Origin of the sequence: Streptomyces sp. IBSNAI002 (assembly GCF_052244475.1) — a bacterium.
Taxonomy (GTDB): Bacteria; Actinomycetota; Actinomycetes; order Streptomycetales; family Streptomycetaceae; genus Streptomyces.
The window spans coordinates 2520877-2547865 of sequence record NZ_JBQPXG010000002.1 but is presented as its reverse complement, the minus strand read 5'-3'; the positions used below and the strand labels follow the sequence as shown (position 1 = coordinate 2547865).

The 26989-nt window shown below is 72.7% G+C and carries 25 protein-coding genes; 19 read left to right on the top strand and 6 right to left on the bottom strand.

Annotated features, from left to right (window positions below; genetic code table 11):
* Nucleotides 1–343: 343 nt before the first annotated feature.
* Nucleotides 344–625, bottom strand: a complete 282-nt coding sequence (locus ACTVZO_RS12390) for an Lrp/AsnC family transcriptional regulator (RefSeq protein WP_008738815.1) — start codon at nucleotides 623–625, stop codon at nucleotides 344–346.
* A complete protein-coding gene (locus ACTVZO_RS12385) occupies nucleotides 622–1356 on the bottom strand; it encodes a rhomboid family intramembrane serine protease (protein WP_443298427.1) in 735 nt (244 codons plus the stop codon). Before ACTVZO_RS12385 ends, ACTVZO_RS12390 begins: the two co-directional genes overlap by 4 nt.
* 125 nt (nucleotides 1357–1481) lie before the next feature.
* On the opposite strand from ACTVZO_RS12385, the gene ACTVZO_RS12380 reads away from it, so the two are divergent.
* From ACTVZO_RS12380 to ACTVZO_RS12350, 7 genes are all read left to right on the top strand, one after another.
* Entirely contained in the window at nucleotides 1482–1721 is a 240-nt protein-coding gene (locus ACTVZO_RS12380; RefSeq protein ID WP_008738811.1) for a hypothetical protein, read from the top strand.
* A 40-nt stretch (nucleotides 1722–1761) separates the two neighbouring features.
* Complete coding sequence (locus ACTVZO_RS12375) at nucleotides 1762–3126, top strand: NYN domain-containing protein (RefSeq protein ID WP_443303137.1); 1365 nt, start codon at nucleotides 1762–1764, stop codon at nucleotides 3124–3126.
* Between the two features lie 252 nt (nucleotides 3127–3378).
* A complete protein-coding gene (locus tag ACTVZO_RS12370; RefSeq protein WP_443298426.1) occupies nucleotides 3379–4407 on the top strand; it encodes an NlpC/P60 family protein in 1029 nt (342 codons plus the stop codon).
* Nucleotides 4408–4651: 244 nt separating this feature from the next.
* Nucleotides 4652–5695, top strand: a complete 1044-nt coding sequence (locus tag ACTVZO_RS12365; RefSeq protein WP_443298425.1) for an NlpC/P60 family protein — start codon at nucleotides 4652–4654, stop codon at nucleotides 5693–5695.
* A gap of 34 nt (nucleotides 5696–5729) precedes the next feature.
* A complete protein-coding gene (locus ACTVZO_RS12360; RefSeq protein ID WP_443298424.1) occupies nucleotides 5730–6845 on the top strand; it encodes a hypothetical protein in 1116 nt (371 codons plus the stop codon).
* Between the two features lie 32 nt (nucleotides 6846–6877).
* Nucleotides 6878–8020: a glycosyltransferase family 4 protein gene (locus ACTVZO_RS12355; RefSeq protein ID WP_443298423.1), complete on the top strand. Its 1143-nt coding sequence runs from the start codon at nucleotides 6878–6880 to the stop codon at nucleotides 8018–8020.
* Between the two features lie 100 nt (nucleotides 8021–8120).
* Nucleotides 8121–9731: a GMC oxidoreductase gene (locus tag ACTVZO_RS12350; protein WP_443298422.1), complete on the top strand. Its 1611-nt coding sequence runs from the start codon at nucleotides 8121–8123 to the stop codon at nucleotides 9729–9731.
* A gap of 16 nt (nucleotides 9732–9747) precedes the next feature.
* Here ACTVZO_RS12350 and ACTVZO_RS12345 read toward each other — a convergent pair whose 3' ends face one another.
* Nucleotides 9748–11544: an AMP-dependent synthetase/ligase gene (locus ACTVZO_RS12345; protein WP_443298421.1), complete on the bottom strand. Its 1797-nt coding sequence runs from the start codon at nucleotides 11542–11544 to the stop codon at nucleotides 9748–9750.
* 242 nt (nucleotides 11545–11786) lie between these two features.
* Between ACTVZO_RS12345 and ACTVZO_RS12340 the strand changes: the two genes are divergently transcribed.
* The 6 genes from ACTVZO_RS12340 (at nucleotide 11787) to ACTVZO_RS12315 (ending at nucleotide 16822) form a co-directional block, all read left to right on the top strand.
* Complete coding sequence (locus ACTVZO_RS12340; protein ID WP_443303136.1) at nucleotides 11787–12614, top strand: metallophosphoesterase family protein; 828 nt, start codon at nucleotides 11787–11789, stop codon at nucleotides 12612–12614.
* 105 nt (nucleotides 12615–12719) lie between these two features.
* Complete coding sequence (locus tag ACTVZO_RS12335) at nucleotides 12720–13163, top strand: SRPBCC family protein (protein ID WP_443298420.1); 444 nt, start codon at nucleotides 12720–12722, stop codon at nucleotides 13161–13163.
* An 11-nt stretch (nucleotides 13164–13174) separates the two neighbouring features.
* A complete protein-coding gene (locus tag ACTVZO_RS12330) occupies nucleotides 13175–14377 on the top strand; it encodes an ArsA family ATPase (RefSeq protein ID WP_443298419.1) in 1203 nt (400 codons plus the stop codon).
* Nucleotides 14378–14453: 76 nt separating this feature from the next.
* On the top strand, nucleotides 14454–14915 hold the full coding sequence (locus ACTVZO_RS12325) for a DUF5304 domain-containing protein (protein WP_443298418.1): 462 nt from the start codon (nucleotides 14454–14456) through the stop codon (nucleotides 14913–14915).
* A 61-nt stretch (nucleotides 14916–14976) separates the two neighbouring features.
* The gene (locus tag ACTVZO_RS12320) at nucleotides 14977–15918 is read left to right on the top strand and encodes an ROK family glucokinase (RefSeq protein WP_443298417.1); all 942 of its coding nucleotides are present in this window, start codon (nucleotides 14977–14979) and stop codon (nucleotides 15916–15918) included.
* 73 nt (nucleotides 15919–15991) lie between these two features.
* The gene (locus tag ACTVZO_RS12315) at nucleotides 15992–16822 is read left to right on the top strand and encodes an endonuclease/exonuclease/phosphatase family protein (RefSeq protein ID WP_443298416.1); all 831 of its coding nucleotides are present in this window, start codon (nucleotides 15992–15994) and stop codon (nucleotides 16820–16822) included.
* 28 nt (nucleotides 16823–16850) lie between these two features.
* Here the strand turns inward: ACTVZO_RS12315 and ACTVZO_RS12310 are convergent, their stop codons facing one another.
* Together ACTVZO_RS12310 and ACTVZO_RS12305 are read right to left on the bottom strand one after the other, a co-directional pair.
* On the bottom strand, nucleotides 16851–17438 hold the full coding sequence (locus tag ACTVZO_RS12310) for a hypothetical protein (RefSeq protein ID WP_443298415.1): 588 nt from the start codon (nucleotides 17436–17438) through the stop codon (nucleotides 16851–16853).
* Entirely contained in the window at nucleotides 17431–18210 is a 780-nt protein-coding gene (locus tag ACTVZO_RS12305) for an alpha/beta hydrolase (RefSeq protein WP_443303135.1), read from the bottom strand. Before ACTVZO_RS12305 ends, ACTVZO_RS12310 begins: the two co-directional genes overlap by 8 nt.
* Nucleotides 18211–18380: 170 nt before the next feature.
* On the opposite strand from ACTVZO_RS12305, the gene ACTVZO_RS12300 reads away from it, so the two are divergent.
* From ACTVZO_RS12300 to ACTVZO_RS12280, 5 genes are all read left to right on the top strand, one after another.
* On the top strand, nucleotides 18381–19133 hold the full coding sequence (locus tag ACTVZO_RS12300) for a lysophospholipid acyltransferase family protein (RefSeq protein ID WP_443303133.1): 753 nt from the start codon (nucleotides 18381–18383) through the stop codon (nucleotides 19131–19133).
* Nucleotides 19134–19166: 33 nt separating this feature from the next.
* On the top strand, nucleotides 19167–20378 hold the full coding sequence (gene macS, locus ACTVZO_RS12295) for a MacS family sensor histidine kinase (protein WP_443298414.1): 1212 nt from the start codon (nucleotides 19167–19169) through the stop codon (nucleotides 20376–20378).
* 23 nt (nucleotides 20379–20401) lie between these two features.
* Nucleotides 20402–21046 (top strand): response regulator, encoded by a 645-nt coding sequence (locus tag ACTVZO_RS12290; RefSeq protein WP_443303132.1) that lies wholly within the window; start codon nucleotides 20402–20404, stop codon nucleotides 21044–21046.
* Between the two features lie 154 nt (nucleotides 21047–21200).
* Nucleotides 21201–22229: a 6-phosphofructokinase gene (locus tag ACTVZO_RS12285; RefSeq protein WP_443303131.1), complete on the top strand. Its 1029-nt coding sequence runs from the start codon at nucleotides 21201–21203 to the stop codon at nucleotides 22227–22229.
* Between the two features lie 98 nt (nucleotides 22230–22327).
* A complete protein-coding gene (locus ACTVZO_RS12280) occupies nucleotides 22328–23326 on the top strand; it encodes a 2-hydroxyacid dehydrogenase (protein ID WP_443298413.1) in 999 nt (332 codons plus the stop codon).
* 53 nt (nucleotides 23327–23379) lie between these two features.
* On the opposite strand, the gene ACTVZO_RS12275 is transcribed toward ACTVZO_RS12280, so the two are convergent.
* The gene (locus ACTVZO_RS12275) at nucleotides 23380–25242 is read right to left on the bottom strand and encodes an anthranilate synthase family protein (protein WP_443298412.1); all 1863 of its coding nucleotides are present in this window, start codon (nucleotides 25240–25242) and stop codon (nucleotides 23380–23382) included.
* 368 nt (nucleotides 25243–25610) lie between these two features.
* Here ACTVZO_RS12275 and ACTVZO_RS12270 point away from each other — a divergent pair, with 368 nt between their 5' ends.
* Nucleotides 25611–26930, top strand: coding sequence for a class II 3-deoxy-7-phosphoheptulonate synthase (locus tag ACTVZO_RS12270; protein ID WP_443303130.1), 1320 nt, complete (start codon nucleotides 25611–25613; stop codon nucleotides 26928–26930).
* Nucleotides 26931–26989: the final 59 nt, after the last annotated feature.

The following is a 26989-nucleotide window of genomic DNA, read 5'->3' as shown; positions in this document are numbered from 1 at the left end:
GGGCCGCTCCGGAGTGCCTCCTCGGCTCGCGCACGAAGCCCCGGCTGCGCAAGCGCCGCCCAGGTCGCGCGCTCGTCCTGCGGGGACCCTCCTGCACGTCCCCACCCCACGCCCGGCTCCGGAGCCGGGGCCTGGTCTCGGTGGGGGAGCGGGGGCGTGCAGGGGCGTCCCCGCAGGACGAGCGCGCAACCGTGGCCCGGCGGCCGGGACGCGGCTCGGTGCGCGAGCCGAGGAGACGCCCCGGAGGGACCCCGCGCACGGCCCGGCAGACCGATCCCGCCCAGGGGGACGAACCCAGCCCCGCCGGCGTTCGAGGCGAGGGCTTCGCCGGCGGAGCCCAGTGCTAAGCGTCCAGGCCGATCGCGAAGGCCGCTTCCAGGTCGTGCTGCGAGTACGTACGGAACGCCACGTGCGTGTCCGTCGCCTCGACGCCCGGGATCTTGCTGATGCGGCCGGGGATGATGTCGGCCAGGTTCTCGTGCCGGGCCACCCGCACCAGCGCGATCAGGTCGTACGTCCCCGTCACGGAGTAGACCTCGCTGACGCTGTCCAGCGCGGCGATGGACTCGGCGATCTCGGGGATGCGGTCCACGCTGGTCTTGATGAGCACGATCGCGGTGATCACGGCTGACTGTCTCCCTCGATGGCCGTCGCTGGTCGCACCACTCTAGTCGTACGCCGATACCGCACCCACGCGTACAGGAACCCGACGGAGAAGCCCACCAGGTGGGCCAGGTAGGCCACCCCGGGACCGCTGCCCGCCCGGTGCGCGGCCACCCCCTGGAGGGCGAACCAGAACAGCAGCACGAGCCACGCCGGGAACCGCAGCGGCAGGAAGAACAAGAAGGGGAACAGGCTCGTCACCCTGGCCCGCGGGAGCAGGAACAGGAACGCGCCCAGCACCGCGGAGATGGCCCCGGAGGCCCCGACCAGGGTCTGTGAGGAGCCCGTGTTGGCCGCCGCGTAAGCCGCCAGGGCCACGTACCCCGTACAGACGTAGAAGACGAGGAACGCCGGGCGGCCCATCCGTTCCTCCGTCATCGCGCCGAAGACGTAGAGGAAGAGCATGTTCCCGAGCAGGTGCAGCCAGCTGCCGTGCACGAACAGCGCCGTCAGCGGGGTCAGCCAGGCCCGCGGGCGGTGCGTGAACAACTCGTCCGGGACCACGCCCCAGCGCCGGAAGTAGTCCGTTCCGGCATTCAGCAGCCCCTCGCCCGTCCCGTAGGCCGGGTTCAGCCCCGAGGCAGGGCCGAGTACGAACACCACGGCGCAGCCCGCGATCAGCGCATGGGTGACCACCGGTCCCCGGGCGGCCTCGCGAACGGCCTGCCACCTTACGATCATGTGACAGAGCATGACGCAACCGACCCCACCCGGAGCGGTGGCAGGCCGTAGGGTTACGAGCCGGCGTCCGCCCAATCGGCGCGGACGGCTCAGCAGACGGCTTTAATTGAAACAGCTACGAAGGAGAGAGCGGCCTGATGACGGTTCCCCTGCCGACCGACACCACCCGGTGGCGCTGCACCCTGTGCGGCAACCTCACGCGGTTCGACGTCACCCGTTCGTCGAAGGTCGTGGAGTACGTCCACCTGGACCTCGCCGGGGAGCCCAAGGTCGAGGAGCGAGAGGTGGTCAATGAGACCATCGAATCGGTCCGCTGCCGCTGGTGCAACGCGGTGGACCAGATCGAGCTCGTGGACAGGCCGGGCGCGGACTCCTGAGGGAGCCCCGCCCACAGGTAGATCACGGTAGGGGTGACGGATTGTGGAGCCAGCAAGCGGCGCTGAGCCGGCCGATGCGGCCGGCGACGCCGCCGAGGTGCTCGACCGCCCGCTGCCGGAAGGCGTGCGGCGCAGGGTCGTCGCGCTCGTCTCGGACGCCTTCGGCGGACTGACGGTCGCGGACCTCCCGGCGCAGCTGCGCCAGTACGCCCGTTTCACCCCGACCCGGCGCGCCAAGTTCGCGGGCAACGCGATGGCCGCGGCGGTCGAGACCGACCCGGTGTTCCGCAGCCGGGTCGCCGAGAAGCTGCGCGAGGCGCAGGCGGAGCTGGCCGGTGCCCTGGAGTCCGGCGCTCCGCCCGCCGCCGCGGATCCGCTGGACGTGGCGGCCGCCGCGTACGTCCTGCGGCCGGTCGGCTGGGTCAAGCTGGTGGCCGCCGCGGGCGAGGAGGCGCAGCGCGCCGACGCCGAGCGGGTCGGCGAGGAGACCCGGCGCGAGCTGGACCGGCTGCGCGAGGAGCTGGCGCAGGTCCGGGACGTGCAGCGGTCCGGTGGTGAGCAGGTGCGGGCCGAGCTGGACGAGGCCCGCAAGGAAGCGGAATCGCTTCAGCGCAAACTGCGCAGCGCGCTCAGCGACGTCAAGCGCGGTGAGGCGGCCCTGCGCAAGGTGAATGCGGAGATCGACGGGATCCGCGGCGAGGCGGCCGCACGGGTGGCCGCCGCCGAGAGCGAGACCCGGCGGCTCAAGTCGCGGCTGGCGGAGGTGGAGACCTCGCTGGAGACCTCGCGCCGGGCCACCCGCGAGGGGCGCAGCATCGAGGACATGCGGTTGCGGCTGCTGCTGGACACCGTGCTGGACGCGGCGGCGGGGCTGCGCCGCGAACTGGCGCTGCCGCCGGTGTCCACGCGCCCGGCGGACACCGTGGAGGCCGTGGAGCCGGGCCGGATGACGCCGAAGGACATCGCGGCGCGTGCGCTGTCGGAGACCGATCCGGCGCTGCTGGACCAGCTGTTGGCGCTGCCGCAGGCCCATCTGGTGGTCGACGGCTACAACGTGACCAAGACGGGTTATCCGACGATGCCGCTGGAGAAGCAGCGGCTGCGGCTGCTGGGCGGGCTGTCGATGCTGGCCGCGCAGACGGGCGCGGAGATGACCTGTGTCTTCGACGGGGCGGAGCTGGCCGCTCCGGTGCTGCTCGCGCCGCCGCGCGGGGTGCGGGTGCTGTTCTCCAAGGCCGGTGTGACGGCGGACGAGCTGATCCGCCAGCTGGTGCGGGCGGAGCCGCCCGGCCGGCCGGTGGTGGTGGTCTCCACCGACCGGGAGGTCGCCGACGGGGTGGCCAAGGCGGGTGCGCGGCCGGTGGCGTCCGCATTGCTGCTGAAGCGGCTTTCGCGCGTTTCGTAACTCCTGCCCCGCATGCCCGGATTGGCAGGGGTCTCAGGGAACGTACCGTCAAGTGACCGGCACAGAGCGTGGGCTGTAGGTAAAGAAGCTGGTAGGGGAGCGGATTTTTTCCCTTCGGGATTTGAACTGATCACAGCGAGGTCACTAGTGTGCGTTCAAACCTTCGTGCGGTAGATCACTCATTCGGGGTGTCGGCGGAGGTGCTGCCGAGTTGCGTTCTTCGGCGGCTCTAGGAAGAAGGAGCTCGCCTCCGTGGCGTCCCACCGTCGACCCAAGCAGCCGAACCGCGCCCGTGTGACCGTTCTCGGCGCCACCGCGGCCGCCGTCGTGGCCCTCACCGCCCAGTCCGCCTCCGCCGCTCCGGCCAAGCCGAGCAAGGACGAGGTCAAGGGCCAGGTCGACGCCCTCTACGAAGAGGCGGAGCAGGCCACCGAGAAGTTCAACGGCGCCAAGGAGCGCCAGGAGAAGCTCGAGAAGGAGATCGGGCAGCTCCAGGACCAGGTCGCACGCGGCCAGGGCGACCTCAACGAGCTGCGGGGCACGCTCGGTTCGATGGCGAGCGCGCAGTACCGCAACGGCGGCATCGACCCGTCCGTCGCCCTCCTCCTCTCCGAGGACCCCGACAGCTACCTCGACAAGGCCTCCTCCCTGGAGCACCTGAGCGGCAAGCAGGTCGAGGCGGTCCAGAAGATCCAGGCCAAGCAGCGCACCCTCGCGCAGCAGCGCCAGGAGGCCGCCGGCAAGCTCGCCGACCTCGACGCCACCCGCAAGGAGCTCGGCGAGAAGAAGAAGGTCTCCCAGGAGAAGCTCGCCGCGGCCCAGGCCCTGCTCAACACCCTCACCGCCCAGGAGCGCGCCGCGCTCAAGGACGAGGAGACGCGCGCCAGCCGCAGTGACGCGAACCGCGTCGACCTCGGCAACGAGAAGGGCTCCGGCCGCGCCGCCGCCGCCCTCGCGGCCGCCAAGACCAAGGTCGGCAGCGCGTACATATCGGGCCACGAGGGCCCCAGCTCCTTCGACTGCTCCGGCCTGACGCAGTGGGCCTACAAGCAGGCCAACGTCAGCATCAGCCGCGTCACCTACACCCAGGCCAACGACGGAACCCGCATCAGCCGCAGCCAGCTCCAGCCCGGCGACCTGGTCTTCTTCTACGGAGACCTGCACCACGTCGGCCTGTACGCCGGCAACAACATGACGCTGCACGCCGCCAACCCGCGCGGCGGCGTCAAGTACGAGTCGATGGACAACATGCCGTTCCAGTTCGGCGTGCGCATCGGCTGACCCGCTCCGCCACGAGCACGGGACGCGCCGTACACCGCCCATCCGGGCGAATTACCGGGCCCCGCTCTGACCCCACGCCCCGCCGGTGACCTGCGTCTCCGGCGGGGCGTCACTGTGCGTGCCCGCCGATGGTCGTTGGCCGGTGCCCGGCGGCGCGGCTACTGTCTGCCAGCGCGTAACCCGGCACACGTCCGTCCACGGGGGGCGGACCCGGGCCACGCACAGCGGAAGGGAGCGGTTTCACGTGGCGTCCCATCGCCGGCCCGGGCTCGGCAGCCTCGACCGGAACACGAAGGTCACCGTCCTCACCGCCGCCGCGGCCACCGCCGCGGTCGCCATGACGGGCACACCGGCGGGCGCGGCTCCCGGCCTGCCGCAGGACCCCGCGGCGGGCTCCCGCGCCCAGGTCGACCGGCTCTTCGAGGAGGCCGAACAGGCCACCGAGCGCTTCAACGAGGCGGGCGAGAAGGCCGACCGGCTGCGCGCCGAGGTCGACCGGGCCCAGGATGCCGTCGCCCGCGGGCAGGAACGCATCAACACCATGCGGGGCATCCTCGGCACCTTCGCCGGGGCCCAGTACCGCAGCGGCGGCATCGACCCTGCCGTCGGCCTGATGCTGGCCGAGGACCCCGACTCCTACCTGGAGCAGGCCGCCGCCCTGGATCGGTTGACGGGCCGTCAGGCCCGGCAGCTGGACGAACTGCGCGAGGAACAGCGCCGGCTCGGCCAGGAGCGCCGCGAGGCCTCGCACAAACTCGCCGAGCTCGACGCGCTGCGCGCCGACGTGGCCCGGCACAAGCGGTCCGTCACGGCCAAGCTCGCGGCCGCCCGGCGGCTGCTCAACGCCATGCCCTCCGAGGAGCGCGCCGACTTCGAGCGCGCCTCCCGCTCGGGCGGCCGCCCCGACGCGCTGCCCGAGCTGTCCTCCGCGGGCCCCTCGTCGGGGCGCGCCGCGACCGCCGTGATGGCGGCCCGGGCCGCGGTCGGCCGTCCGTACGTGTGGGGTTCCACCGGCCCCTCCGGCTTCGACTGCTCGGGGCTGATGGTCTGGTCCTACCGCCAGGCCGGGGTCTCCCTGCCGCGCACCTCGCAGGCCCAGCGGCACGCCGGCCGCCAGGTGCCGCTGTCGCAGGCCCGCCCGGGCGATCTGGTGACCTACCGCTCGGACGCCAGCCACGTCGGCATGTACGTCGGCAACGGCCAGGTGGTGCACGCCCCGTACCCCGGCGCCAGGGTCCGCTACGACCCCGTCGGGATGATGCCGGTCTCGGCCGTCACCCGGCCCTGACCCCGCGGCGGCCGCCCTTGCGTACGATCGGCTGATGCTCCCGGTCCGCCGTCTCGTCCGCCTGCTGCCGCTGCTGCTGTGCCTGCTGTCCGCGGGCTGCGCGCTGCGGCCGCCCGCGGACACGGCCGGGGCGGCCGTCCGCCGGGCCGTGGCCGAGTGGTCCCGGACGCCGCCCGAGCGGCTCGCCGGGATCCCGGTGGAGGACTGGGCGTACGAGGTGGACTCGGTGCGCCGGGACGGCGTACGGGCCCTCGTACGGGCCGAGCTGCGCTACCGGCTCACCGGCTACGACCCGGCCCCGGCCGGCTCGGCCCGCGAGCTCGAACTGCGCGAGGAGGCCGGCTCGTGGCGGGTCACCGCCGACCGGCCCGCGCCGGGCACGCAGCCGCAGCTGTGGGACCAGGGCCCGGTGTCGGTGGTCCGGGGCACGCACGCGCTGGTGCTGGGCGGCTCCGGACAGGGCGAGGACACCCTGCGGGGGATCGCCGCCGAGGCCGACCGGGCGGTGCCCGCGGCGGCCGCCGCGTGGCCCCGGCCGTGGGCCGGGCGGGTGGTCGTGCTGGTCCCGGGGTCGCTGGAGCGGATGGCGGAGCTGCTGGGCGGTACGGCCGACGCCTACCGGGGGATGGGCGCGGTCACCACCGGCCGGGTGGGCGCGGGACCGGCCCCCGCGGACCGGGTGGTGGTCAACCCGGAGGGGTACGCGGAGCTGGGCGAGGCGGGCCGGCGGATCGTGCTGACCCACGAGGTCACCCACGTGGCCACCCGGGCGGCGACCACGGCCCGCACCCCGCTGTGGCTCTCCGAGGGCTTCGCGGACTGGGCGGCCTACCGCGGCGGAAGCACCACCCCGGAGCAGGGCGCCCCGGCGCTGGCCCGGGCCGTGCGGCGGGGCGAGGCGCCGGCCGGGCTGCCCGCGACGGAGGACTTCGCCTTCGGCGGCGATCCGCAGGCGCTGGCCCGGGCCTACGAGGGCGCGTGGCTAGCCTGCCGGCTGATCGCCGGGAAGTGGGGCGAGGAGGCCCTGGTCGCCCTGTACGAGCGGGCGGGCCGCGAACCGCTGCCGGCGGCCCTGCAGGAGACGCTGGGCGTGGACCAGGCGGGGCTCACGAAGGCCTGGCAGGAGGCACTGAGCGGCTGGCTCCGCTGAGCGCGGCACGCGTCCGGTACTGTCGGCAGGCAATGCACAAGACGCTGATCGTGACCAACGACTTCCCCCCGCGACCGGGCGGCATCCAGGCCTTCCTGCACAACATGGCACTGCGGCTGGATCCCGACCGGGTCGTCGTGTACGCCTCCACGTGGAAGCACAGCGCGGAGGGCCTCGAGGCCACCGCGGCCTTCGACGCCGAGCAGCCCTTCCAGGTGGTGCGCGACCGCACGACCATGCTGCTGCCGACCCCGCGCGTGACGCGGCGGGCCGTGGGCCTGCTGCGCGAACACGGCTGTGAGTCCGTGTGGTTCGGCGCGGCGGCCCCGCTCGGTCTGATGGGTCCGGCGCTGCGGCGGGCGGGCGCCAAGCGGATCGTGGCGACCACGCACGGGCACGAGGCGGGCTGGGCCCAGCTGCCTGCGGCGCGGCAGCTGCTGCGGCGGATCGGCGAGGGCACCGACACGCTGACCTACCTGGGGGAGTACACGCGTTCGCGGATCGCCTCGGCGGTGACGGACCGGGCGGCGCAGCGGATGGTGCAGCTGCCGCCGGGGGTCGACGAGAAGACCTTCCACCCGGAGTCGGGCGGGGCGGAGGTCCGGGCGCGGCTCGGGCTGACCGATCGGCCGGTGGTGGTGTGCGTATCGCGGCTCGTGCCGCGCAAGGGCCAGGACACGCTGATCGAGGCGATGCCGCGGATCCTGGCGGCGGCGGCGGACGCGGTGCTGCTGATCGTGGGCGGCGGGCCGTACGAGTCCGACCTGCGGGCGCTGGCGGTCTCCGCGGGCGTCGCGGACTCGGTGGTCTTCACGGGCCCGGTGCCGTGGTCCGAGCTGCCGGCCCACTACGGGGCCGGGGACGTCTTCGCCATGCCGTGCCGGACCCGTCGGGGCGGGCTGGACGTCGAGGGGCTCGGGATCGTCTACCTGGAGGCGTCCGCGACGGGGCTGCCGGTGGTCGCGGGCGACTCCGGCGGGGCGCCGGACGCGGTGCTGGACGGGGAGACGGGGTGGGTCGTGCGGGGCGGAGCCCCCGACGAGGCGGCGGAGCGGATCGTCGCCCTGCTCCAGGACCCGGACCTGCGTGCCCGCATGGGCGAGCGGGGCCGCGCCTGGGTCGAGGAGAAGTGGCGCTGGGACCTCCTGGCGGACCGCCTCCGAGAGCTCCTCTGACCCCGACCCCGCCCGCCCCGGCAGCCACGGCTGACTGTCTCTCAGATGTCTGGCAGTGCGGCGTATGGGTGGAAGGGCTGATTCCGCCCATCATGCGGCCATGACACCAAACCTGACGCGCCGTCACCTCCTGGGTCTCGGCGCCCTGCAGACCGCCGCCGCGCTCGGCTTCACGCGGATCGGCCTGGACTCCGCCACCGCCGCCGAGCCGGGCGCGGCCCAGTACGCGCCCGCCATCGTCGTCGGCTCCGGCTACGGCGCCGCCGTCGCCGCGCTGCGCCTCGGCCAGGCCGGCATCCGTACGGTCGTCCTCGAGATGGGCCGGCTCTGGGACACCGCCGGACCCGACGGCAAGGTCTTCCCCTCCACCTCCGCCCCCGACCACCGCTCCATGTGGTTCCGCACCCGCACCGAGGCCCCGCTCGCCCAGTTCCTCTGGCTCGACGTGGTCAACCGCGACATCAGCCCCTACCCCGGCGTCCTCGACCGGGTGAACTACGGAGACATGTCCGTGTACGTGGGCCGGGGGGTGGGCGGAGGGTCGCTCGTCAACGGGGGCATGGCACCGACGCCCCGCCGCTCGTACTTCTCCGAGGTGCTGCCCGGGGTCGACGCCGACGAGATGTACGGCACCTACTACCCCCGCGCCCGCGCGATGCTCGGGGTCAACGACATCGACCCGGCCTGGTTCGAGTCCACCGAGTGGTACCGCTTCGCCCGGATCTCCCGCAAGCACGCCCACAACACCGGACTGAAGACCGTCTTCGTCCCCAACGTCTACGACTTCGACTACATGAAGCGGGAGGCGGCCGGCGCCGCCACCAGGTCGGCCCTGGCCGGAGAGGTCATCTACGGCAACAACCACGGCAAGAAGAGCGTCGACAAGACCTACCTCGCGGCCGCCATCGGCACGGGCAACGTCACCATCGAGACCATGCAGCGCGTGGTGGGCGTACGGCAGGATCCCGCCGGGGGCTACGTCCTCACGGTACGGACCAGCGATGTGAGCGGGCGGGTCACCCAGGTCCGCGAACTCGGCTGCCGGCGGCTCTTCCTGGGCGCGGGCAGCCTCGGCACCACCGAGATCCTGCTGCGCGCCCGCGAGACCGGGACGCTGCCCGCGCTCAGCGACCGGGTCGGGCTCGGCTGGGGCCCCAACGGCAACGTCATGACCGCCCGGGCCAACCACCTGTGGGACACCGTCGGAGCCAACCAGGCCACCATGCCCGCCCTGGGCATCGACGACTGGGACAACGCCGCGAACCCGGTCTTCGCCGAGATCGCCCCGCTCCCCATGGGCATCGAGCACTGGATCTCGATGTACCTGGCCATCACCAAGAACCGCGAGCGCGGGCACTTCACGTACGACGCCGCCACCGACTCGGCCCGCCTCAACTGGCGGCGGGACCAGAACACGCCCTCCGTCAACGCGGCGAAGAACCTCTTCGACCGCATCAACCGGCGCAATTTCACCATCTACCGGTACGACCTGTTCGGCGACAACAAGCCCTTCGCCGACACCTTCACGTACCACCCGCTCGGCGGCTGCGTGCTCGGCGAGGCGACCGACCTCTACGGCCGGGCCAAGGGCTACCAGGGGCTGTACGTGGTCGACAGCTCCCTGGTCCCCGGCTCGCTCGGCGTGAACCCGTTCGTGACCGTCACCGCCCTCGCCGAGCGGAACATGGCCCGGATCCTCGCCGAGGACTAGCTCCGGACGGCCCCGGCTAACCCCGGTACAGGGCTTCGATCTCGTCCGCGAAGTCCTTCGCGACCACGTTCCGCTTGAGCTTCAGCGAAGGCGTGATGTGGCCCGACTCCTCCGTGAACTGGGAGGGCAGAATGCGGAATTTCCGCACCGATTCCGCCTTGGACACCGCCGCGTTGCCGTCGTCGACGGCCTTCTGGACGGCGGCGTTGAGTTCCGCGTCGTCGCGCAGCTCCGCCGCCGTCACACCGGCCGGCTTGCCGTTCTCCGCGGCCCACCGGCCGAGGAACTCCTCGTCGACGGTGACCAGCGCGGCCACGAACGGCCGCCCGTCGCCGACGACCATGCACTCCGCGACCAGCGCGTGCGCCCGGATCCGGTCCTCGATCACGGCGGGTGCGACGTTCTTGCCGCCCGCGGTGACGATGAGTTCCTTCTTGCGCCCGGTGATCGTGAGGTAGCCGTCCTCGTCGAGGGTGCCGACGTCGCCGGTGTGGAACCAGCCGTCGGTGAGCGCCTCGGCGGTGGCCGTCTCGTTCTTCCAGTAGCCGGTGAAGATCTGCTCGCCGTGCAGCAGTACCTCGCCGTCGTCCGCGATGCGCACGACGGAGCCCGGCATGGGCTGGCCGACCGTGCCGATCTTCTGCTTGTCCCACGGGTTGAAGGTCGTCGCCGCGCAGGACTCCGTCAGGCCGTAGCCCTCCAGCACGGTGAAGCCGATGCCGCGGAAGAAGTGCCCGAGCCGCTCGCCCAGCGGCGCGCCGCCGGAGATCGCGTACTCGCCGCGCCCGCCGAGGACCGCGTGCAGCTTGCTGTAGACGAGCTTGGTGAAGACCTTGTGCTTGAGCTTCAGGCCGAAGGACGGTCCGCGGGGGGTGTCCAGGGCCCGGCTGTAGGCGATCGCCGTCTCGGCCGCCGCGTCGAAGATCTTGCCCTTGCCGTCGGCCTGCGCCTTGGCGCGCGCCGAGTTGTAGACCTTCTCGAAGACGCGCGGCACACCGAGGATCAGGGTGGGCCGGAAGGACTGCAGCTCGTCGGTCAGGTTCTTGATGTCCGGTACGCAGCCCAGCCGGATCGGCGCCAGCACGGCCGCCACCTCCACCAGGCGGCCGAAGACGTGCGCCGCCGGGAGGAACAGCAGGACCGAGCACTCGCCGGTCTTGAACAGCGGCTTCAGCCGCTCCACGGCGTTGCCGCACTCCGCGAAGAAGTTGCGGTGGCTGAGCACGCAGCCCTTGGGGCGGCCGGTGGTGCCCGAGGTGTAGACGATGGTGGCCGGGTCGTCGGCACACGCCAGGCTGCTGCGCTCGTCGACCTCGGCGTCGGTGATGCCGGCGCCCGCGCTCTTCAGCGTCTCCAGGGCGCCCTGCTCGATCTGCCAGACGTCGCGCAGGTCCGGCAGCCGGTCGCGCAGCGAGGCCACGGCCGCGGCGTGCCCGGGGCTCTCGACGACCGCGGCGACGGCGCCCGAGTCGCCGAGGATCCACTGGATCTGCTCGGGCGAGCTGGTCTCGTACACCGGGACGGTGACGCCGCCCGCGGTCCAGATCGCGAAGTCGATCAGCACCCACTCGTAGCGGGTGCGGGAGATCAGGGCGACCCGGTCACCGGGGCGGATGCCCGCGGCGATCAGGCCCTTGGCCGCGGAGCGGACCTCGGCCAGGAACTCGGTCGCGGTCACGTCCTGCCACCGGCCGTCCACCTTGCGGCTCATGACGGCGGTGTCGGGATGCTGCGCGGCGTTGCGGCGGATGAGATCCGTCAGGTTCCCGTCCGACGGGACCTCGTACAGGGCCGGAAGGCTGAACTCGCGCAAGACTGCTGCTCCTCTGGGCGCCATCGCCACCATGTGGACCGACCGGACGTTACCCACCGGTAGTGGGTTCCGGATAGAGGGAACCGGCCAGATGTTCCCTGCGTCACACGACACGGCCCTTTCCTGCCGACCCTAGTCGACCCCCTCGGCGACTCGGAAGTAACCGCAGGTCCGGCTGTATCCGGCAGCCCCGCTACCCCACCGGCACCCCGCCGCCCTAGGGTGGCCGCATGGGCGGCAGCATGCGGGGCGGGACGTGGGGCACGAGCGGATCGAGCCGCGCCGGGCTCCGTTCCGGGGCCCGCACCCGGGTCCACGTCGTGAGCGACGTGCACGGCAACACCGAGGCCCTCGCCAGGGCGGGGGACGGCGCGGACGCACTGATCTGCCTCGGTGACCTCGTGCTCTTCCTCGACTACGCCGACCACTCGCGCGGGATCTTCCCCGACCTGTTCGGCATCGAGAACGCCGACCGGATCGTCGAGCTGCGCACCGCGCGCCGCTTCGCCGAGGCCCACGCCTTCGGACGGCAGCTGTGGGCCGGGCTGGACCGCGAGCGGCTGATCGAGGAGGCCGTGCGCCGCCAGTACGCGCAGATGTTCGCCGCCTTCCCCAGCCCGACCTACGCCACCTACGGCAACGTCGACATCCCCGCCCTGTGGCCGGAGTACGCCGACCGCCCCGGCCTCACCGTCCTCGACGGGCAGCGCGTGGAGATCGGCGGCCGGGTCTTCGGCTTCGTCGGGGGCGGCCTGCCCTCGCCGATGCGCACGCCGTACGAGGTGGACGTCGAGGAGTACGCCGCCAAGGTGGAGGCGCTCGGCGAGGTCGACGTACTGTGCTCGCACATCCCTCCGGAAGTGCCGGAGCTCTGCTACGACACGGTCGCCCGCCGCTTCGAACGCGGCAGCGAGGCCCTGCTCGCCGCGATCCGCCGCACCCGCCCCCGGTACGCCCTCTTCGGGCACGTCCACCAGCCGCTCGCACGGCGGATGCGGATCGGAGGCACGGAGTGCGTGAACGTCGGGCACTTCGCGGCGACCGGGAGGCCCTGGGCCCTGGAGTGGTGAGCTCCGCACGCACGGTAGCCTTCGAGCGGCGGCCGGAGGCCGCACACTTCCTCGAATTCCCCCAGCTACCGCTGGGCGGTGCCCCCAGACGGAGGATCGACTGCGATGGCGGAACACACCAGCTCAAGCATCACGATCGAGGCTGCGCCGGCCGATGTGATGGCCGTGATCGCAGACTTCGCCCGTTACCCGGAGTGGACCGGTGAGGTGAAGGAGGCCGAAGTACTGGCCTCCGGCGCCGACGGCCGCGCCGAAAAGGTACGGCTGCTGCTCGACGCGGGCGCGATCAAGGACGACCACACCCTCGCCTACACCTGGAAGGGCGAGAACGAGGTCGCCTGGACCCTGGACAAGTCGCAGATGCTGCGCCAGCTGGACGGCTCCTACCGGCTGGCCCCGCTGGACGGCGGCAAGCGCACCGAGGTCACCTACCAGCTGACCGTGGACGTCAAGATCCCCATGCTCGGCATGATCAAGCGCAAGGCCGAGAAGGTCATCATCGACCGCGCCCTGGCCGGCCTGAAGAAGCGCGTGGAATCGACCGGCTGAGGCCCCGCACCGTGCACACCTTGCTGATCACCGGTCCCGGCGGGGCCGGGCGGACCACCGTGGCCGCGGCCACCGCCCTCGCCGCGGCCCGGCAGGGCCGGCGGGTGCTGCTGCTCTCCGGCGACGTCGGGGACCCCCTCGCCGCCCTGACCGGGGAACCGGTGGGCGAGCCCGCCGAGGCAGCGCCCGGACTGCCCGCCGTACCGGTGGCCGGCGGGATCCGGGTGGCCCGGGTGGACTCGGGCGAGGAGTTCCGCGAGGAGCTCGTCGCCCTCCAGGAGCGCGGGTCCGCCCTCCTCGGGATGCTCGGGGCCCGGCCGCTGGGCGCCGAGGAACTCACCGAACTGCCCGGCGCCGAGCAGTTCGCCCTGCTGCGCGCCCTGCGCCGGGCCGCCGCTGCGCCGGGACACGACCTCGTCGTCGTCGACCTGCCCCCGCTCCACCAGGCCCTGGCCACCCTCGCCCTCCCCGCCCAGCTGCGCCGCTACCTCGCCAGGCTGCTCCCCGCCGAGCGGCAGGCCGCCCGCGCCCTGCGGCCCGTGCTGGCCCAGCTGGCCGGCGTGCCCATGCCCGCGCAGTGGCTCTACGAGGCCGCCGCCCGGTGGGACGAGGAGCTGGCCGCGGTCCAGGAGGTCATGGAGGCCGCCACCACCGAGGTCCGGCTGGTCGCCGAACCGGGACCGGCCTCGGCCGACGCGATCCGGGCGGGGCGCCTCGGGTTCGCCCTCCAGCAGCTGCCCGTCGCCGCGGTCGTCGCCAACCGCCTGCTGCCCGAGCACTCCGCCGACCCCTGGCTCGCCGGGCTCGCCGCCCAGCAGGAGAAGTACGCCTCCGCATGGGCCGGGGACCTTCCCGTGGTCCGGCTCGGCCACCTCGGCCGGGACCCGCGCGGCCCGCAGGACCTGGAGCTGCTCGCCGCCGCCGGCGGACTCGTCCCCGAGCGGCCCGCACCCCGCCCGGCCTGGGCGGTCGAGGACCGGCTCGCCGAGGACGGGGTGCTCGTCTGGGCGGTCCCCCTGCCGGGCGCGCACAAGCGCGAGCTCGACCTGATCCGCCGGGGCGACGAGCTGCTGCTCACCGTGGGCCCGTACCGCAGGATCGTTCCGCTGCCCGCGGCGCTGCGCCGCTGCACCGTCTCGGGCGCCGCCCTCGCCGACGGCGGCCTTCGCATCCGCTTCACCCCGGACCCCGGGCTCTGGCCCCGCACGCCCTGAACCGCGTACCGCCGTTCGGGTACCGTCGAAGGTAGCCAGTACCGCACGCACCGCAGCCGCCGCAGGAGAGTCCGCCATGAGCGAGGCCACCGACCGCCCCACCGACGACGCCTGGGCCAAGGCCTGCGCCGAGGACCTCGCCGCAGAGAAGGAGCGCCTGCGAGGGCAGGGCGGGACGGGGGGCCAGGGCACCGGGACCGCCGCCGAGGAGCTGTTCAAGCTCTTCGAAGCCGTCGCCGACAAGGTCTCCGGGCTGAACAACCCCCTCATCGGCGTTGCGGCCCAGGGAGCCGTGCGCCAGTTCGTCAACCAGGCGAAGACCGCCGCCAAGCCCGTCATCGAGCGCAACCCCGAGGTCTTCGACCACCTCGCGGCCGCCGGATCCGAGCTGCTCGCCGCCTACCGCTCCGCCGTCGAGGGCCACGAACGCCGCTGGACGCGGGGCGAGCCGCCCGCTCCCCGGCAGGCGCCCGGCGAGCGCGATCCCCGTGACGAGGGCCCCGACGACGGCCCGGCCGAGCGGATCGATCTCGACTGAACCCCCTCCGCCCTCGGGTACGGTGGGCCGTGGCGGGGTTTGACCGGAAACCGAGGGACTAATGGGACTCACCATCGGCGTCGACATCGGCGGCACGAAGATCGCGGCCGGCGTGGTCGACGAAGAGGGCACCATCCTTGAGACGTACAAGGTGCCCACCCCGCCGACCGCGGACGGAGTGACGGAGGCCATCTGCGCCGCCGTCTCCGAAGTCAGCAGCAACCACACCATCGACGCCGTCGGCATCGGCGCCGCGGGCTACGTGGACGACAAGCGCGCCACCGTGCTCTTCGCCCCGAACATCAACTGGCGGCACGAGCCGCTCAAGGACAAGGTCGAGCAGCGCATCGGCCTGCCCGTCGTCGTCGAGAACGACGCGAACTGCGCCGCCTGGGGCGAGTACCGCTTCGGCGCCGGCCAGGGCCACGACGACGTCATCTGCATCACGCTCGGCACCGGCCTCGGCGGCGGCATCATCATCGGCAACAAGCTGCGGCGCGGGCGCTTCGGCGTAGCCGCCGAATTCGGCCACATCCGGGTCGTCCCCGACGGCCTGCTGTGCGGTTGCGGCAGCCAGGGCTGCTGGGAGCAGTACGCCTCCGGGCGCGCGCTCGTCCGGTACGCGAAGCAGCGCGCCAACGCCACCCCCGAGAACGCGGCGATCCTGCTCTCGCTCGGCGACGGCACCGCCGAGGGCATCGAGGGCAAGCACATCAGCCAGGCCGCGCGGCAGGGCGACCTGGTGGCCGTCGACGCCTTCCGCGAGCTGGCCCGCTGGGCCGGTGCGGGCCTGGCCGACCTGGCCTCGCTCTTCGACCCGTCGGCGTTCATCGTCGGAGGCGGGGTCTCCGACGAGGGCGACCTCGTCCTCGACCCGATCCGCAAGTCCTTCAAGCGCTGGCTGGTCGGCGGGGCCTGGCGTCCGCACGCGCAGGTGCTGGCCGCCCAACTGGGCGGCAAGGCCGGGCTCGTGGGCGCGGCCGACCTGGCGCGCCAGGGCTGACCCGCCCTCCTCGTACGTGACCGCCCGCCGCGCCCCTTGGGGGAGCGGCGGGCGCCGTCATATCGTGCGGGGCATGGACCAGCTGCCGAAGTCCCGTACGGAGCCCGACGGTTCTGCCGTGATCCGGGTGCTCAGCTACAACATCCGCTCGCTGCGCGACGACGAGGAGGCGCTCGCCCGGGTCATCCGGGCCTGTGCGCCGGACCTCGTGTTCGTCCAGGAGGCGCCGCGGTTCTTCCGCTGGCGCAAGCACGCGGCGCGGCTGGCCGCGAAATGCGACCTGGTCGTGCTGGGCGGGGGCGCGACGGCGGCCGGGCCGCTGCTGATGTGCTCGCTGCGGGTCTTCGTGGAGCGGACCCAGGACGTACTGCTGCCACGCGCCCCCGGCCTGCACCGTCGGGGCTTCGCGACGGCGGTGGTCCGGATCGGCGGCGTCAGGGCGGGCCTGGTCTGCGCGCACCTGTCCCTGGACCGGGCGGAGCGCCGGGACCAGGCGGGTCTGCTCCTGGAGCGGCTGGCGGGGCTGGACGCGCCGTACGGGATCGTCGCGGGCGACGTGAACGAGGGCCCGGCCGGAGCGGCCTTCGGGACGCTCGCGGGGGCCCTGCAGGACTGCTGGTCGGTGGCTCCCTGGGGCGGGGAGCGGACCTTCCCGGCGCCGGCGCCGGACCGGCGGATCGACGCGGTCTTCGCGACGGGGGGTGTGGAGGTGCTGGCCTGCGGTGTCCCCGCGGGACTGGCGGGGGTGAGCGCGGCGGACCTGGCGGCGGCCACGGACCACCTGCCGGTCCTGGCCGCCCTCCGCCTCCCGGCCGGAGCGCCGCCGCCGGGGACCCTGCCCCCGGCGACCCGCGCCCCACGATCCCCCGGACTCCGTCCGGAGGGACCCCCGGGCGGGGTTTGACGTGGCCGGGCCCCGGGGCGGGCCGGGGTCAGACCACGGCTCCGCGGCCGGGGTCGTCGTCTTCGTCGTCGCCCTGGGCCATCCGCGCGACCAGGGTCGCGAAGCCTCCCAGGAAGCCGCCGATGCCCAGCGTCGTCAGCCACCAGGTCATCTCCCACTGCAACAGCACCGCCAGGAGCAGCAGCACCGGCCCGCCGACCACCGCCAGCCAGGCGAACTTCGAGGTGGTGTCCGCCTCCGGCAGCTCCGGCTCCGGCGGGACGAAGTGGCCCTCGTCCGCCGGCTCCGCCAGCGTGTGGTCGCGCGGACCCGGCCCGACGCCCGGCGCGAAGACCACCGAGCTGCCCAGCGCCGCGGGCGGCTCGGGATCCGGCTCGGGCGCGGCCTTGGGCTTCGGCTCCGGCTCCGGCTCGGGAGCGGCCTTGGCCTCCGGCTCCGGCTCCGGCGGAAACGGCTTCACGTCCTCCTCCGGCAGCAGAAGGTTCTCGATCGGCTTGAACGGCCGGGCCCCCGGCGGGTCCGGCGGCTCCTGCCCGTACCCGGCGACGATCGCCGCCCACGCCGCTTCCTCGTCCAGCGGCGGAACCCCGCCCGACTGCTCCTCGTGCTCAGCCACCCGCCTGCGCCCCCTCCCTGCCCACGCTCTCCGCCAGTCGGCCGACGAACGCATAGCTGTCCGCGAAGATCCGCTCCGCGTCATGGTCCAACGTCGCGACGTGGTAGCTCTGTTCCAGCAGGGTCTCGGTGACGTCGGTGGACGAGATCCGCGACAGGATCCGGGCCGAGTCGACCGGCGGTACGACGTGGTCCTGCGGGCTGTGCAGCAGCAGCACGGGCTGCGTGACCTGCGGCAGCTCGGTGTCCACCAGCTTGAAGAGCTTGCGCAGCGAGTGCGCGGCCCGCGTCGGGACCCGGTCGTAGCCGACCTCCTCCGAGCCCGGCTTCGCGATGTCGCTCGCGATGCCCGGAGTGGAGCGGATGAAGTGCTGGGCCACCGGAAGGGCGAAGGCCATCGGGTCGTGGACCTTGTTCGCCGGGTTGACCAGGACGATGCCGCTGATGGCGTCCCCGTGCTTGGCCGCCAGCCGCAGGGTCAGCGCACCGCCCATCGACAGACCGAAGACGAAGACCTGCTCGCACCGGTCCAGCAGCTCCCGCAGCGCGCGGTCCACCTCGGCGTACCAGTCCTGCCAGCCCGTGAGCTGCATGTCCTGCCAGCGCGTGCCGTGCCCGGGGAGCAGGGGCAGCGACACCGTGAGCCCTCGCGCGGCCAGGTACTCGGCCCAGGGGCGCAGCGACTGCGGGGAACCGGTGAAGCCGTGGCAGAGGAGGACGCCGACCTCTCCGCCCTCGTGGCGGAACGGCTCGGCTCCAGGGAGGACGGGCACCAGGGTCTCCTTGATCATGATGTACATCAGGTGGGTGCGTTGCTCTGTGTGACTTCACCGTACGCGACCGGGGTGGCACCGACCAGGGTCGTCGGACGGCTGCCGGGAGAGCCACGGGATATGGTCTGTTCGACAGACACAGGAAGGCTTTCGAGTTGATCTACGGCGCAATGAAGTTCTCCATCGGCGGTTCCCTGAAGCTCGCCTTCAGGCCGTGGGTGGAGGGCCTCGAGAACATTCCCGCGGAGGGGCCGGCGATCCTCGCGAGCAACCACTTGTCCTTCTCCGACTCCTTCTTCCTCCCGGCCGTGCTGGACCGGAAGGTCACCTTCATCGCGAAGGCGGAGTACTTCACCTCCCCGGGCGTCAAGGGCAAGCTGACGGCCGCCTTCTTCAAGGGCGTCGGCCAGCTCCCGGTGGACCGCTCCGGTGCGCGCGGGGCCGGCGAGGCCGCCATCAAGAGCGGCATCGAGGTCATCGAACGCGGGGAGCTGTTCGGTATCTACCCCGAGGGGACGCGTTCACCCGACGGACGGCTCTACCGCGGCAAGCCCGGCGGGCTGGCCCGCGTGGCCCTGGCCACCGGCGCCCCCGTGATCCCGGTGGCGATGATCGACACCGAGAAGATCCAGCCGCCCGGCAAGGTGGTCCCCAAGCTGATGCGGCCGGGCATCCGGATCGGCAAGCCGCTCGACTTCAGCCGCTACCACGGCATGGACGGCGACCGTTTCATCCTCCGCTCGGTGACCGACGAGGTGATGTACGAGATCATGAAGCTTTCCGGCCAGGAGTACGTGGACATCTACGCGACGGCGGCCAAGCGCCAGATCGCCGACGCCGAGAAGGCCGCCGCCAGGGCGGACAAGGCCGAGAAGGCCGAGCAGACGGAAAAGACGGACAAGGCCGGCGGCAAGGCGGAGTAGCGACGGGCGCACCGCCCGCGGGGGGTGGGGGAGATGGCGAAACGCGAACGCGTCGTACGCATGTCGGTCGAGCAGCCGCTCTGGCGCGCCCTGACCGTCTACCGGCTGCTGACCATGGTCTATGCCGTGGGGCTGTTCGGCGCCGCGTACCAGCGCTTCGACCGCCCCGGGATCGCCGTCGGCTACCTCGCCGTCCTCGTGGTCTGGACCCTGGCCACGCACGGCAAGGTGGCCAACGCCGCCAGCTGCACCAAGCGGTTCCTCGGCGCCGACCTGACGGTCGCCCTCGTCGGGATCCTGCTCACCCCGCTCGCCGACACCCAGGAGCGGATCGCGGCCGGCGGTCCCACCCTGCCCACGATCTGGACGGCCGGCTCGGTCCTCGCCTTCGCCATCAAGGGCGGCTGGCGCTGGGCGTGCGTGGCCTCCACCTTCGTGGCCGCGGCCAACATCGCCGTCCACGGCGGCGAGCCGACCCGGGACGCCCTGCACAACGTCCTGCTGGTGTGGGTCGCCTCCGTGGCCATCGGCTACGTCGTCGAGGTGGCCCGGGCCAGTGAGGCCACCCTCGCCCGCGCGCTGGAGATCGAGGCGGCCACCCGCGAGCGCGAGCGCCTCGCCCGCGACATCCACGACGGGGTCCTCCAGGTCCTCGCCATGGTCCAGCGGCGCGGCACCGAGCTGGGCGGCGAGGCCGCCGAGCTGGGCCGGATGGCCGGGGAGCAGGAGGTGGCGCTGCGCACGCTGGTCAGCAGCGGGCTGGTGCACCCCTCCCGGATCTCCCGCGACGGGTCGCGGGGCGCGCTGGTGGACGCGTACGAGGTCGAGGAGCCGGGCGCCGACGAGGGCGAGCTGGACGTGCGGACGCTGCTGGCCCCGCACGCCGGGTGCCGGGTGAGCTTCGCCGAGCCGGGTACCGCGGTGCCGCTGCCGGTGCCCGCGGCGAAGGAGCTGGCCGCGGCCGTGGGCGCCGCCCTCGACAACGTGCGCAAGCACGCGGGGGACGGGGCCAGCGCCTGGATCCTGCTCGAGGACTGGGGCGACGAGGTGATCGTGACCGTCCGGGACGACGGCCCGGGCATCGCGGCGGGCCGGCTCGACCAGGCGGAGGGCGAGGGCCGGATGGGAGTGGCCCTGTCCATCCGGGGCCGGCTGCGCGACCTCGGCGGCAGCGCCGAGCTGGTGTCCGTCCCCGGGCAGGGCACCGAGGTGGAACTGAAAGTACCGAGGGGGAGGACCCAGTGAGCGAGCTGCACGAGATCAAGGTGATGGTCGTCGACGACCATCCGATGTGGCGGGACGCGGTCGCCCGCGACCTGGCCGCCGCGGGCTTCGACCTGGTGGCCACCGCCGGCGACGGCCCGGAGGCGGTGCGCCGGGCCCGCGCCGTCACTCCGCACGTCCTGGTCCTCGACCTCAACCTCCCCGGCATGCCCGGCGTCCAGGTCTGCAAGGAGCTGGTGGGGGCCAACCCCGCGCTGCGGGTGCTGGTCCTGTCGGCGAGCGGGGAGCACGCGGACGTGCTGGAGGCGGTGAAGTCCGGGGCCACCGGCTACCTGCTGAAGTCGGCCGGTGCCCAGGAGCTGATCGACGCGGTCCGCCGGACCGCGGCCGGCGACCCCGTGTTCACCCCGGGCCTGGCCGGGCTGGTGCTCGGCGAGTACCGGCGGCTGGCCACCGACCCGGCGCCGGCCGCCTCCGACGAGGCGAAGGCGCCGCAGCTGACCGACCGGGAGACCGAGGTGCTGCGGCTGGTGGCCAAGGGGCTCTCGTACAAGCAGATCGCGGAGCGGCTGGTGATCTCCCACCGCACGGTCCAGAACCACGTCCAGAACACCCTGGGCAAGCTCCAGCTGCACAACCGCGTGGAGCTCGTCCGGTACGCGATCGAGCGGGGCCTCGACGACGTGTAGCCGGTGGCGTCGGTGGCATCGGTCGTACTTATGTCCTCGTACGAGTGAACTGGTGTACGCAACGCCCCGTGATTCCGCCCGAATTGACTCTTCCGGACCTCTCGCTGTGACCTGGGTCACCACTAGCGTGGCCGTCATGGCGAAGGGAGATTCCATGAAGGTCGGAGTGCTGACCGGCGGCGGTGACTGCCCCGGGCTGAACGCGGTGATCAGGGCCGTCGTCCGCAAGGGCGAGCAGGAGTACGGATACGGGTTCGTCGGGTTCAAGGACGGCTGGCGGGGCGCGGTCGAAGGGGCCACGGTCCCGCTCGACATCCCCGCCGTCCGCGGGATCCTGCCCCGGGGCGGCACCATCCTCGGTTCCTCGCGCACCAACCCGTTCAAGACGGAGAACGGCGTCCGCGGCATCAAGGACAACCTCGCAAAGTACGAGGTGGACGCCCTGATCGCGATCGGCGGCGAGGACACCCTGGGGGTCGCGGCCAAGCTGTACGAGGAGTACGGCATCCCCTGCGTCGGCGTGCCGAAGACGATCGACAACGACTTGTCGGCCACGGACTACACCTTCGGCTTCGACACCGCCGTCGGCATCGCGACCGAGGCCATCGACCGGCTGCACACCACCGCCGAGTCGCACATGCGCGTGCTGGTCGTCGAGGTGATGGGCCGGCACGCCGGGTGGATCGCCCTGCACTCGGGCCTCGCGGGCGGCGCCAACGTCATCCTCATCCCGGAGCAGCGCTTCGACGTCGACCAGGTGTGCGCCTGGGTGACGTCCCGGTTCAAGGCGAGCTACGCGCCCATCGTGGTGGTCGCGGAGGGCGCCATGCCCAAGGACGGGGACATGGTCCTCAAGGACGCCACCAAGGACTCCTTCGGCCACGTCCGCCTGTCGGGCGTCGGCGAGTGGCTGGCCAAGGAGATCGAGGCGAGGACCGGGAAGGAGGCCCGTACGACGGTGCTCGGGCACATCCAGCGCGGCGGTACGCCGAGCGCCTTCGACCGCTGGCTGGCCACGCGCTTCGGGCTGCACGCGATCGACGCGGTGCGCGACGGGGACTTCGGCAAGATGGTCGCGCTGAAGGGCACGGACATCGTGCGGGTCCCCATCGCCGAGGCCACGGCGCGGCTGAAGACGGTGGACCCGGCGCTGTACCGGGAGGTCGGGGTCTTCTTCGGCTGAGCGGCGCGGGCGCCGAAGCGGCGGGCGGCGGGCGGCGGCACGGACCCATGGGTCGTATGGTGACAAACGACCCATGGGTACGAGGTACGGGAGCCGGCGTGGAGATCCTGGCATTCGGTGTGACGGCCGACGAGAAGCCGCTCCTGGAGCGTGCCTTCGCGGGGCAGCACGAGGTGCGCTGCCTGGAGGTGTTCATGACCGAGGACACCGCCCCCATCGCGGCCGGGTACGAGATCGTCTCCTCCAGCGTGAACGCGGACCTGAACGGCCGGGTGCTGCGGACCCTGGCCGCGGGCGGGACGAAGATGATCGCCCAGCGCTCCACGGGCTTCAACAACATCGACCTGGACGTGGCCCGGCAGCTGGGCATGACGGTGAGCCGGGTCTCCTACTACTCGCCGTACTCGGTGGCCGAGTTCGCATGGGCCCTGGCGATGGCCGTGAACCGGCGGATCGTCCGGGCCTCGAACCGGACCAGGGACTTCGACTTCCGCCTGAACGGGCTGATGGGCCGGGACATGCGCGGCCGTACGGTGGGCGTGCTCGGCACCGGAAAGATCGGCGAGGCGTTCACCCGGATCGCGCACGGCTTCGGCATGAACCTGCTGGGCTGGGACGTCGCACAGAACCCGGCCTGCGTGGAGCTCGGCATGAAGTACGTGGACAAGAGCGAGCTGCTCGCGTCCTCGGACCTGATCAGCCTGCACGTCCCGCTGCTGGAGTCCACCCACCACATCATCGACTCGGCGGCGCTGCGGCTGATGCGGGACGACGCGATCCTGGTGAACTCCAGCCGCGGCGGGCTGGTGGACACGGACGCGCTGGTCGCGGAGCTGAGGGCGGGCCGCTTCGCGGGGGTCGGCCTCGACGTGTACGAGGCCGAGGCCGGGGTGTTCTTCCTGGACAAGTCCCTGGAGGCCGTCGAGGACGACACCCTGGCCCGGCTCGTCACCTTCCCGAACGTGGTGGTGACCTCGCACCAGGCGTACTACACGACCGACGCGGTGGGCCAGATCATCGACACCACGGTCGCCAACGTCGCCGACTACGTGGCCGGCCGCCGCTCCGAGAACACGCTCGTCCCGCCCGCTCCGTAGCCGCATCGCGCGGGCGGATCCGGGCCGGCGCGCGCCCGGACCCGCCCGGCGGATCAGGCCGGGGCCGTGACCCCCGTCAGGAGCTCGCGCAGCAGGTCCGCTCCGCGCAGGGTGAGCACGGACTCCGGGTGGAACTGGACCCCCGCGAACCGGCCGGAGGCGGAGCGGAGGGCGTGCACATCGCCCGTCCCCGGGTCGCGGGCGACCTCCACCCCCGCGGGCTCGCCGCCGGCCTCGCACCGCGCGGTGTACGTGTTGTAGAAGCCGACCACCTCCCGCACCCCGAACAGGTCGATCGCCGTCTGCGCCCCCTGCGCCGGCTCCGCCTTGCGGACCAGCGGGAGCCCCAGCTCGGCCGCCAGCAGCTCATGGCCCAGGCAGACCCCGAGCAGCCCGCCCCGGTGCGAGGCCAGCAGCTCGGACGCCAGCCCGCGCAGCATCCGCATCTTGGGGTCGGCCGCGTCCGCCGGGTTCCCCGGGCCCGGGCCGAGCACGATCGGGCCCTCCCAGGCCAGGGCCGCCGCCCGCAGCCCCGGATCGTCGTAGCGGCGTACGGTCACCGTCAGCCCGGCCACCCGCAGGACGTGCGCCAGCATCGCGGTGAAGGTGTCCTCGCCGTCCACCATCAGCGCGTGGCCGGCCGGCGCGGCCGGCTGCTCCTGCATGCGCAGCCAGAAGGGGGCCAGGTCCGCCCGCCGGGCCTCCAGGGCCGCCCGCACCCGGGGATCGTCCGCCAGCCGGGCCCCCTCGAAGGCCGGCCGGGGCGCCGCCGGCCGTACCCCGAGCGCCGCCAGCACCCCCGCGGCCTTCGCGTGGGTCTCCGCGACCTCGCTCGCCGGATCGGAGTGCCGCACGAGGGTGGCGCCGACCGGCACCCGCAGCACGCCGTCCCCGTCGATGTCGGCGGTGCGGATCAGGATGGGGGAGTCGAGGGTCTGGGCGCCCGCCGGGTCCAGGCCGAGCAGGGCCAGCGCCCCCGCGTAGTAGCCGCGGCCCCCGGCCTCGTACCGCTCGATGACCCGGCAGGCGTTCTGCACCGGCGAGCCGGTCACCGTCGCGGCGAACATGGTCTCCCGCAGCACCTCCCGCACGTCCAGCGAGGACCGGCCGCGCAGCTCGTACTCGGTGTGCGCGAGGTGGGACATCTCCTTGAGCCGCGGCCCGATGACGACCCCGCCCCTGTCGCCCACGGTGCACATCATCTTGAGTTCCTCGTCGACCACCATCGACAGCTCCTCGGTCTCCTTGCGGTCGCCGAGGAAGTCGAGGAGCGACTGCGCCGTGGGGCCTTCGGCGGGATACCGGTAGGTGCCGCTGATCGGGTTCATCACGACGGTCCCCCCGGACATCCGTACGTGGACCTCGGGGCTGGCCCCGACCAGGGTGCGGTCCCCGGTGTGCACGACGTACGTCCAGTACGCGCCGCGCTCGCCCTCCAGCAGCCGCCGGAACAGGGCCAGGGCGTCGGCGCGGCCGAAGCCGTCGATCCGGCCCTCGAAGGTGCGCCGGATGACGAAGTTCGCGCCCTCCCCGCGGCCGATCTCGTCCTCGATGACCCGCTCGACCGTGGCCGCGTACTCCTCGTCGGACACGTCGAAGGCGCCCCCGTCGACCCGTACCCGGTGCGCGGGCAGCGCGGCCAGCGCCTCGGCGAGGGGGATCTCGTACGCCTCCTCGGCGGCCAGCACGCTCAGCGGCGTGCCGTCGTCGCGTACGTCGAAGCCGCGCTCCCGGATCTGCCGGAAGGGCACCAGGGCGAGGGTGGGCAGCTCGCGGACGGGTAGGTCGGCGAGGCGCGCGGCCTCGTGGACCGGTCCGATCAGCACCTCGACGGTGTCGTGGCCGCGGCCGGGGGTCCGCCGGCGCAGCAGTGCGAACGGCGGGCAGGAATCGTCGAGCAGTCGGCTGAGGTTCATGGGGAGTGGCGTCCTTCCGTGGGAGGAGCGGCCCATGGTCTGCGCCGAAACGCCGAAGGCCGCCTCTCGGGGCGGCCTTCGCGTCGGTCGGGTCGTTTTCTACGTACGCGCGAGGAGTGGGCCGCCGGAAGCGGGCCACCACCAGTTCAGGTTCGTGTGCGCATACATGCAGTACATCTTAGCCCAGATCGGTCGTGGCGCGCGGATTGTCCCACGGGGCGGGATGACCATGGACGGACGAATCTTCGGGAGCCGTCAACCTTCGGGCCGCTTCCGTCTCATCAGGTGGGCGTGAGGCTGGACGGGACGAATGACACCGTAATGTGTACGAGGTGACCGTGAACGCTGAAATCCAAGCCCCCGCCCCCATGGCGACCTGGCGAGACCTTCCCGCGGCGCAGCAGCCTTCGTACCCCGATGCCGAGGCTCTGCGCGCTGTCGTCGCGGACCTCGAGTCGTATCCTCCGCTCGTCTTCGCGGGCGAGTGCGACCAGCTGCGCGCCCGTCTGGGAGCCGTCGCCAAGGGCGAGGCGTTCCTGCTGCAGGGCGGCGACTGCGCCGAGGCCTTCGACGCCGTGTCCGCCGACCACATCCGCGCCAAGCTCAAGACGCTGCTCCAGATGAGCGCCGTCCTGACGTACGCGGCCTCCGTGCCCGTCGTCAAGGTCGGCCGCATCGCGGGCCAGTACTCCAAGCCGCGTTCCAAGGACACCGAGACCCGCGACGGCGTCACCCTGCCGACCTACCGCGGCGACTCCGTCAACGGCTTCGCCTTCACCGAAGAGGCCCGGATCCCGGACCCCGAGCGGCTCAAGCGCATGTACCACGCGTCGGCCTCGACGCTGAACCTGGTGCGTGCCTTCACCACCGGTGGTTACGCCGACCTGCGCCAGGTGCACGCCTGGAACCAGGACTTCGTGAAGACCTCCCCGTCCGGGCAGCGCTACGAGCAGCTCGCGCGGGAGATCGACAACGCGCTGAACTTCATGAAGGCCTGTGGCACCGACCCGGCCGAGTTCAAGGCCGTCGAGTTCTACGCCTCCCACGAGGCGCTGCTGCTCGACTACGAGGGCGCGCTGACCCGCACCGACTCGCGGACCGGCAAGCTGTACGACACCTCGGGCCACATGGTCTGGATCGGTGAGCGCACCCGCCAGCTGGACCACGCGCACATCGAGTTCTGCTCGCAGATCGCCAACCCGATCGGCATCAAGCTCGGCCCCACCACCACGGTGGACGAGGCGCTGACGTACATCGACCGGCTGGACCCCGAGCGCGAGCCGGGCCGGCTGACCTTCGTCGTCCGCATGGGCGCCGACAAGGTCCGCGACAAGCTCCCCGAGCTGGTCGAGAAGGTCACCGCCTCCGGCGCGACCGTCGCCTGGGTCACCGACCCGATGCACGGCAACACCTTCGAGGCGGCCTCGGGCCACAAGACGCGGCGTTTCGACGACGTGCTCGACGAGGTCAAGGGCTTCTTCGAGGTCCACAAGGGCCTCGGCACCCACCCGGGCGGCATCCACGTCGAGCTCACCGGTGACGACGTCACCGAGTGCGTGGGCGGCGGCGACGAGATCTTCGTCGACGACCTGCACCAGCGCTACGAGACGGCCTGCGACCCGCGGCTCAACCGCAGCCAGTCCCTGGACCTGGCGTTCCTGGTCGCGGAGATGTACCGCGATCAGTAAGTGGCAACCTACGACGATGGGGCGCGGATCGATGTGATCCGCGCCCCATCGTCGTATCG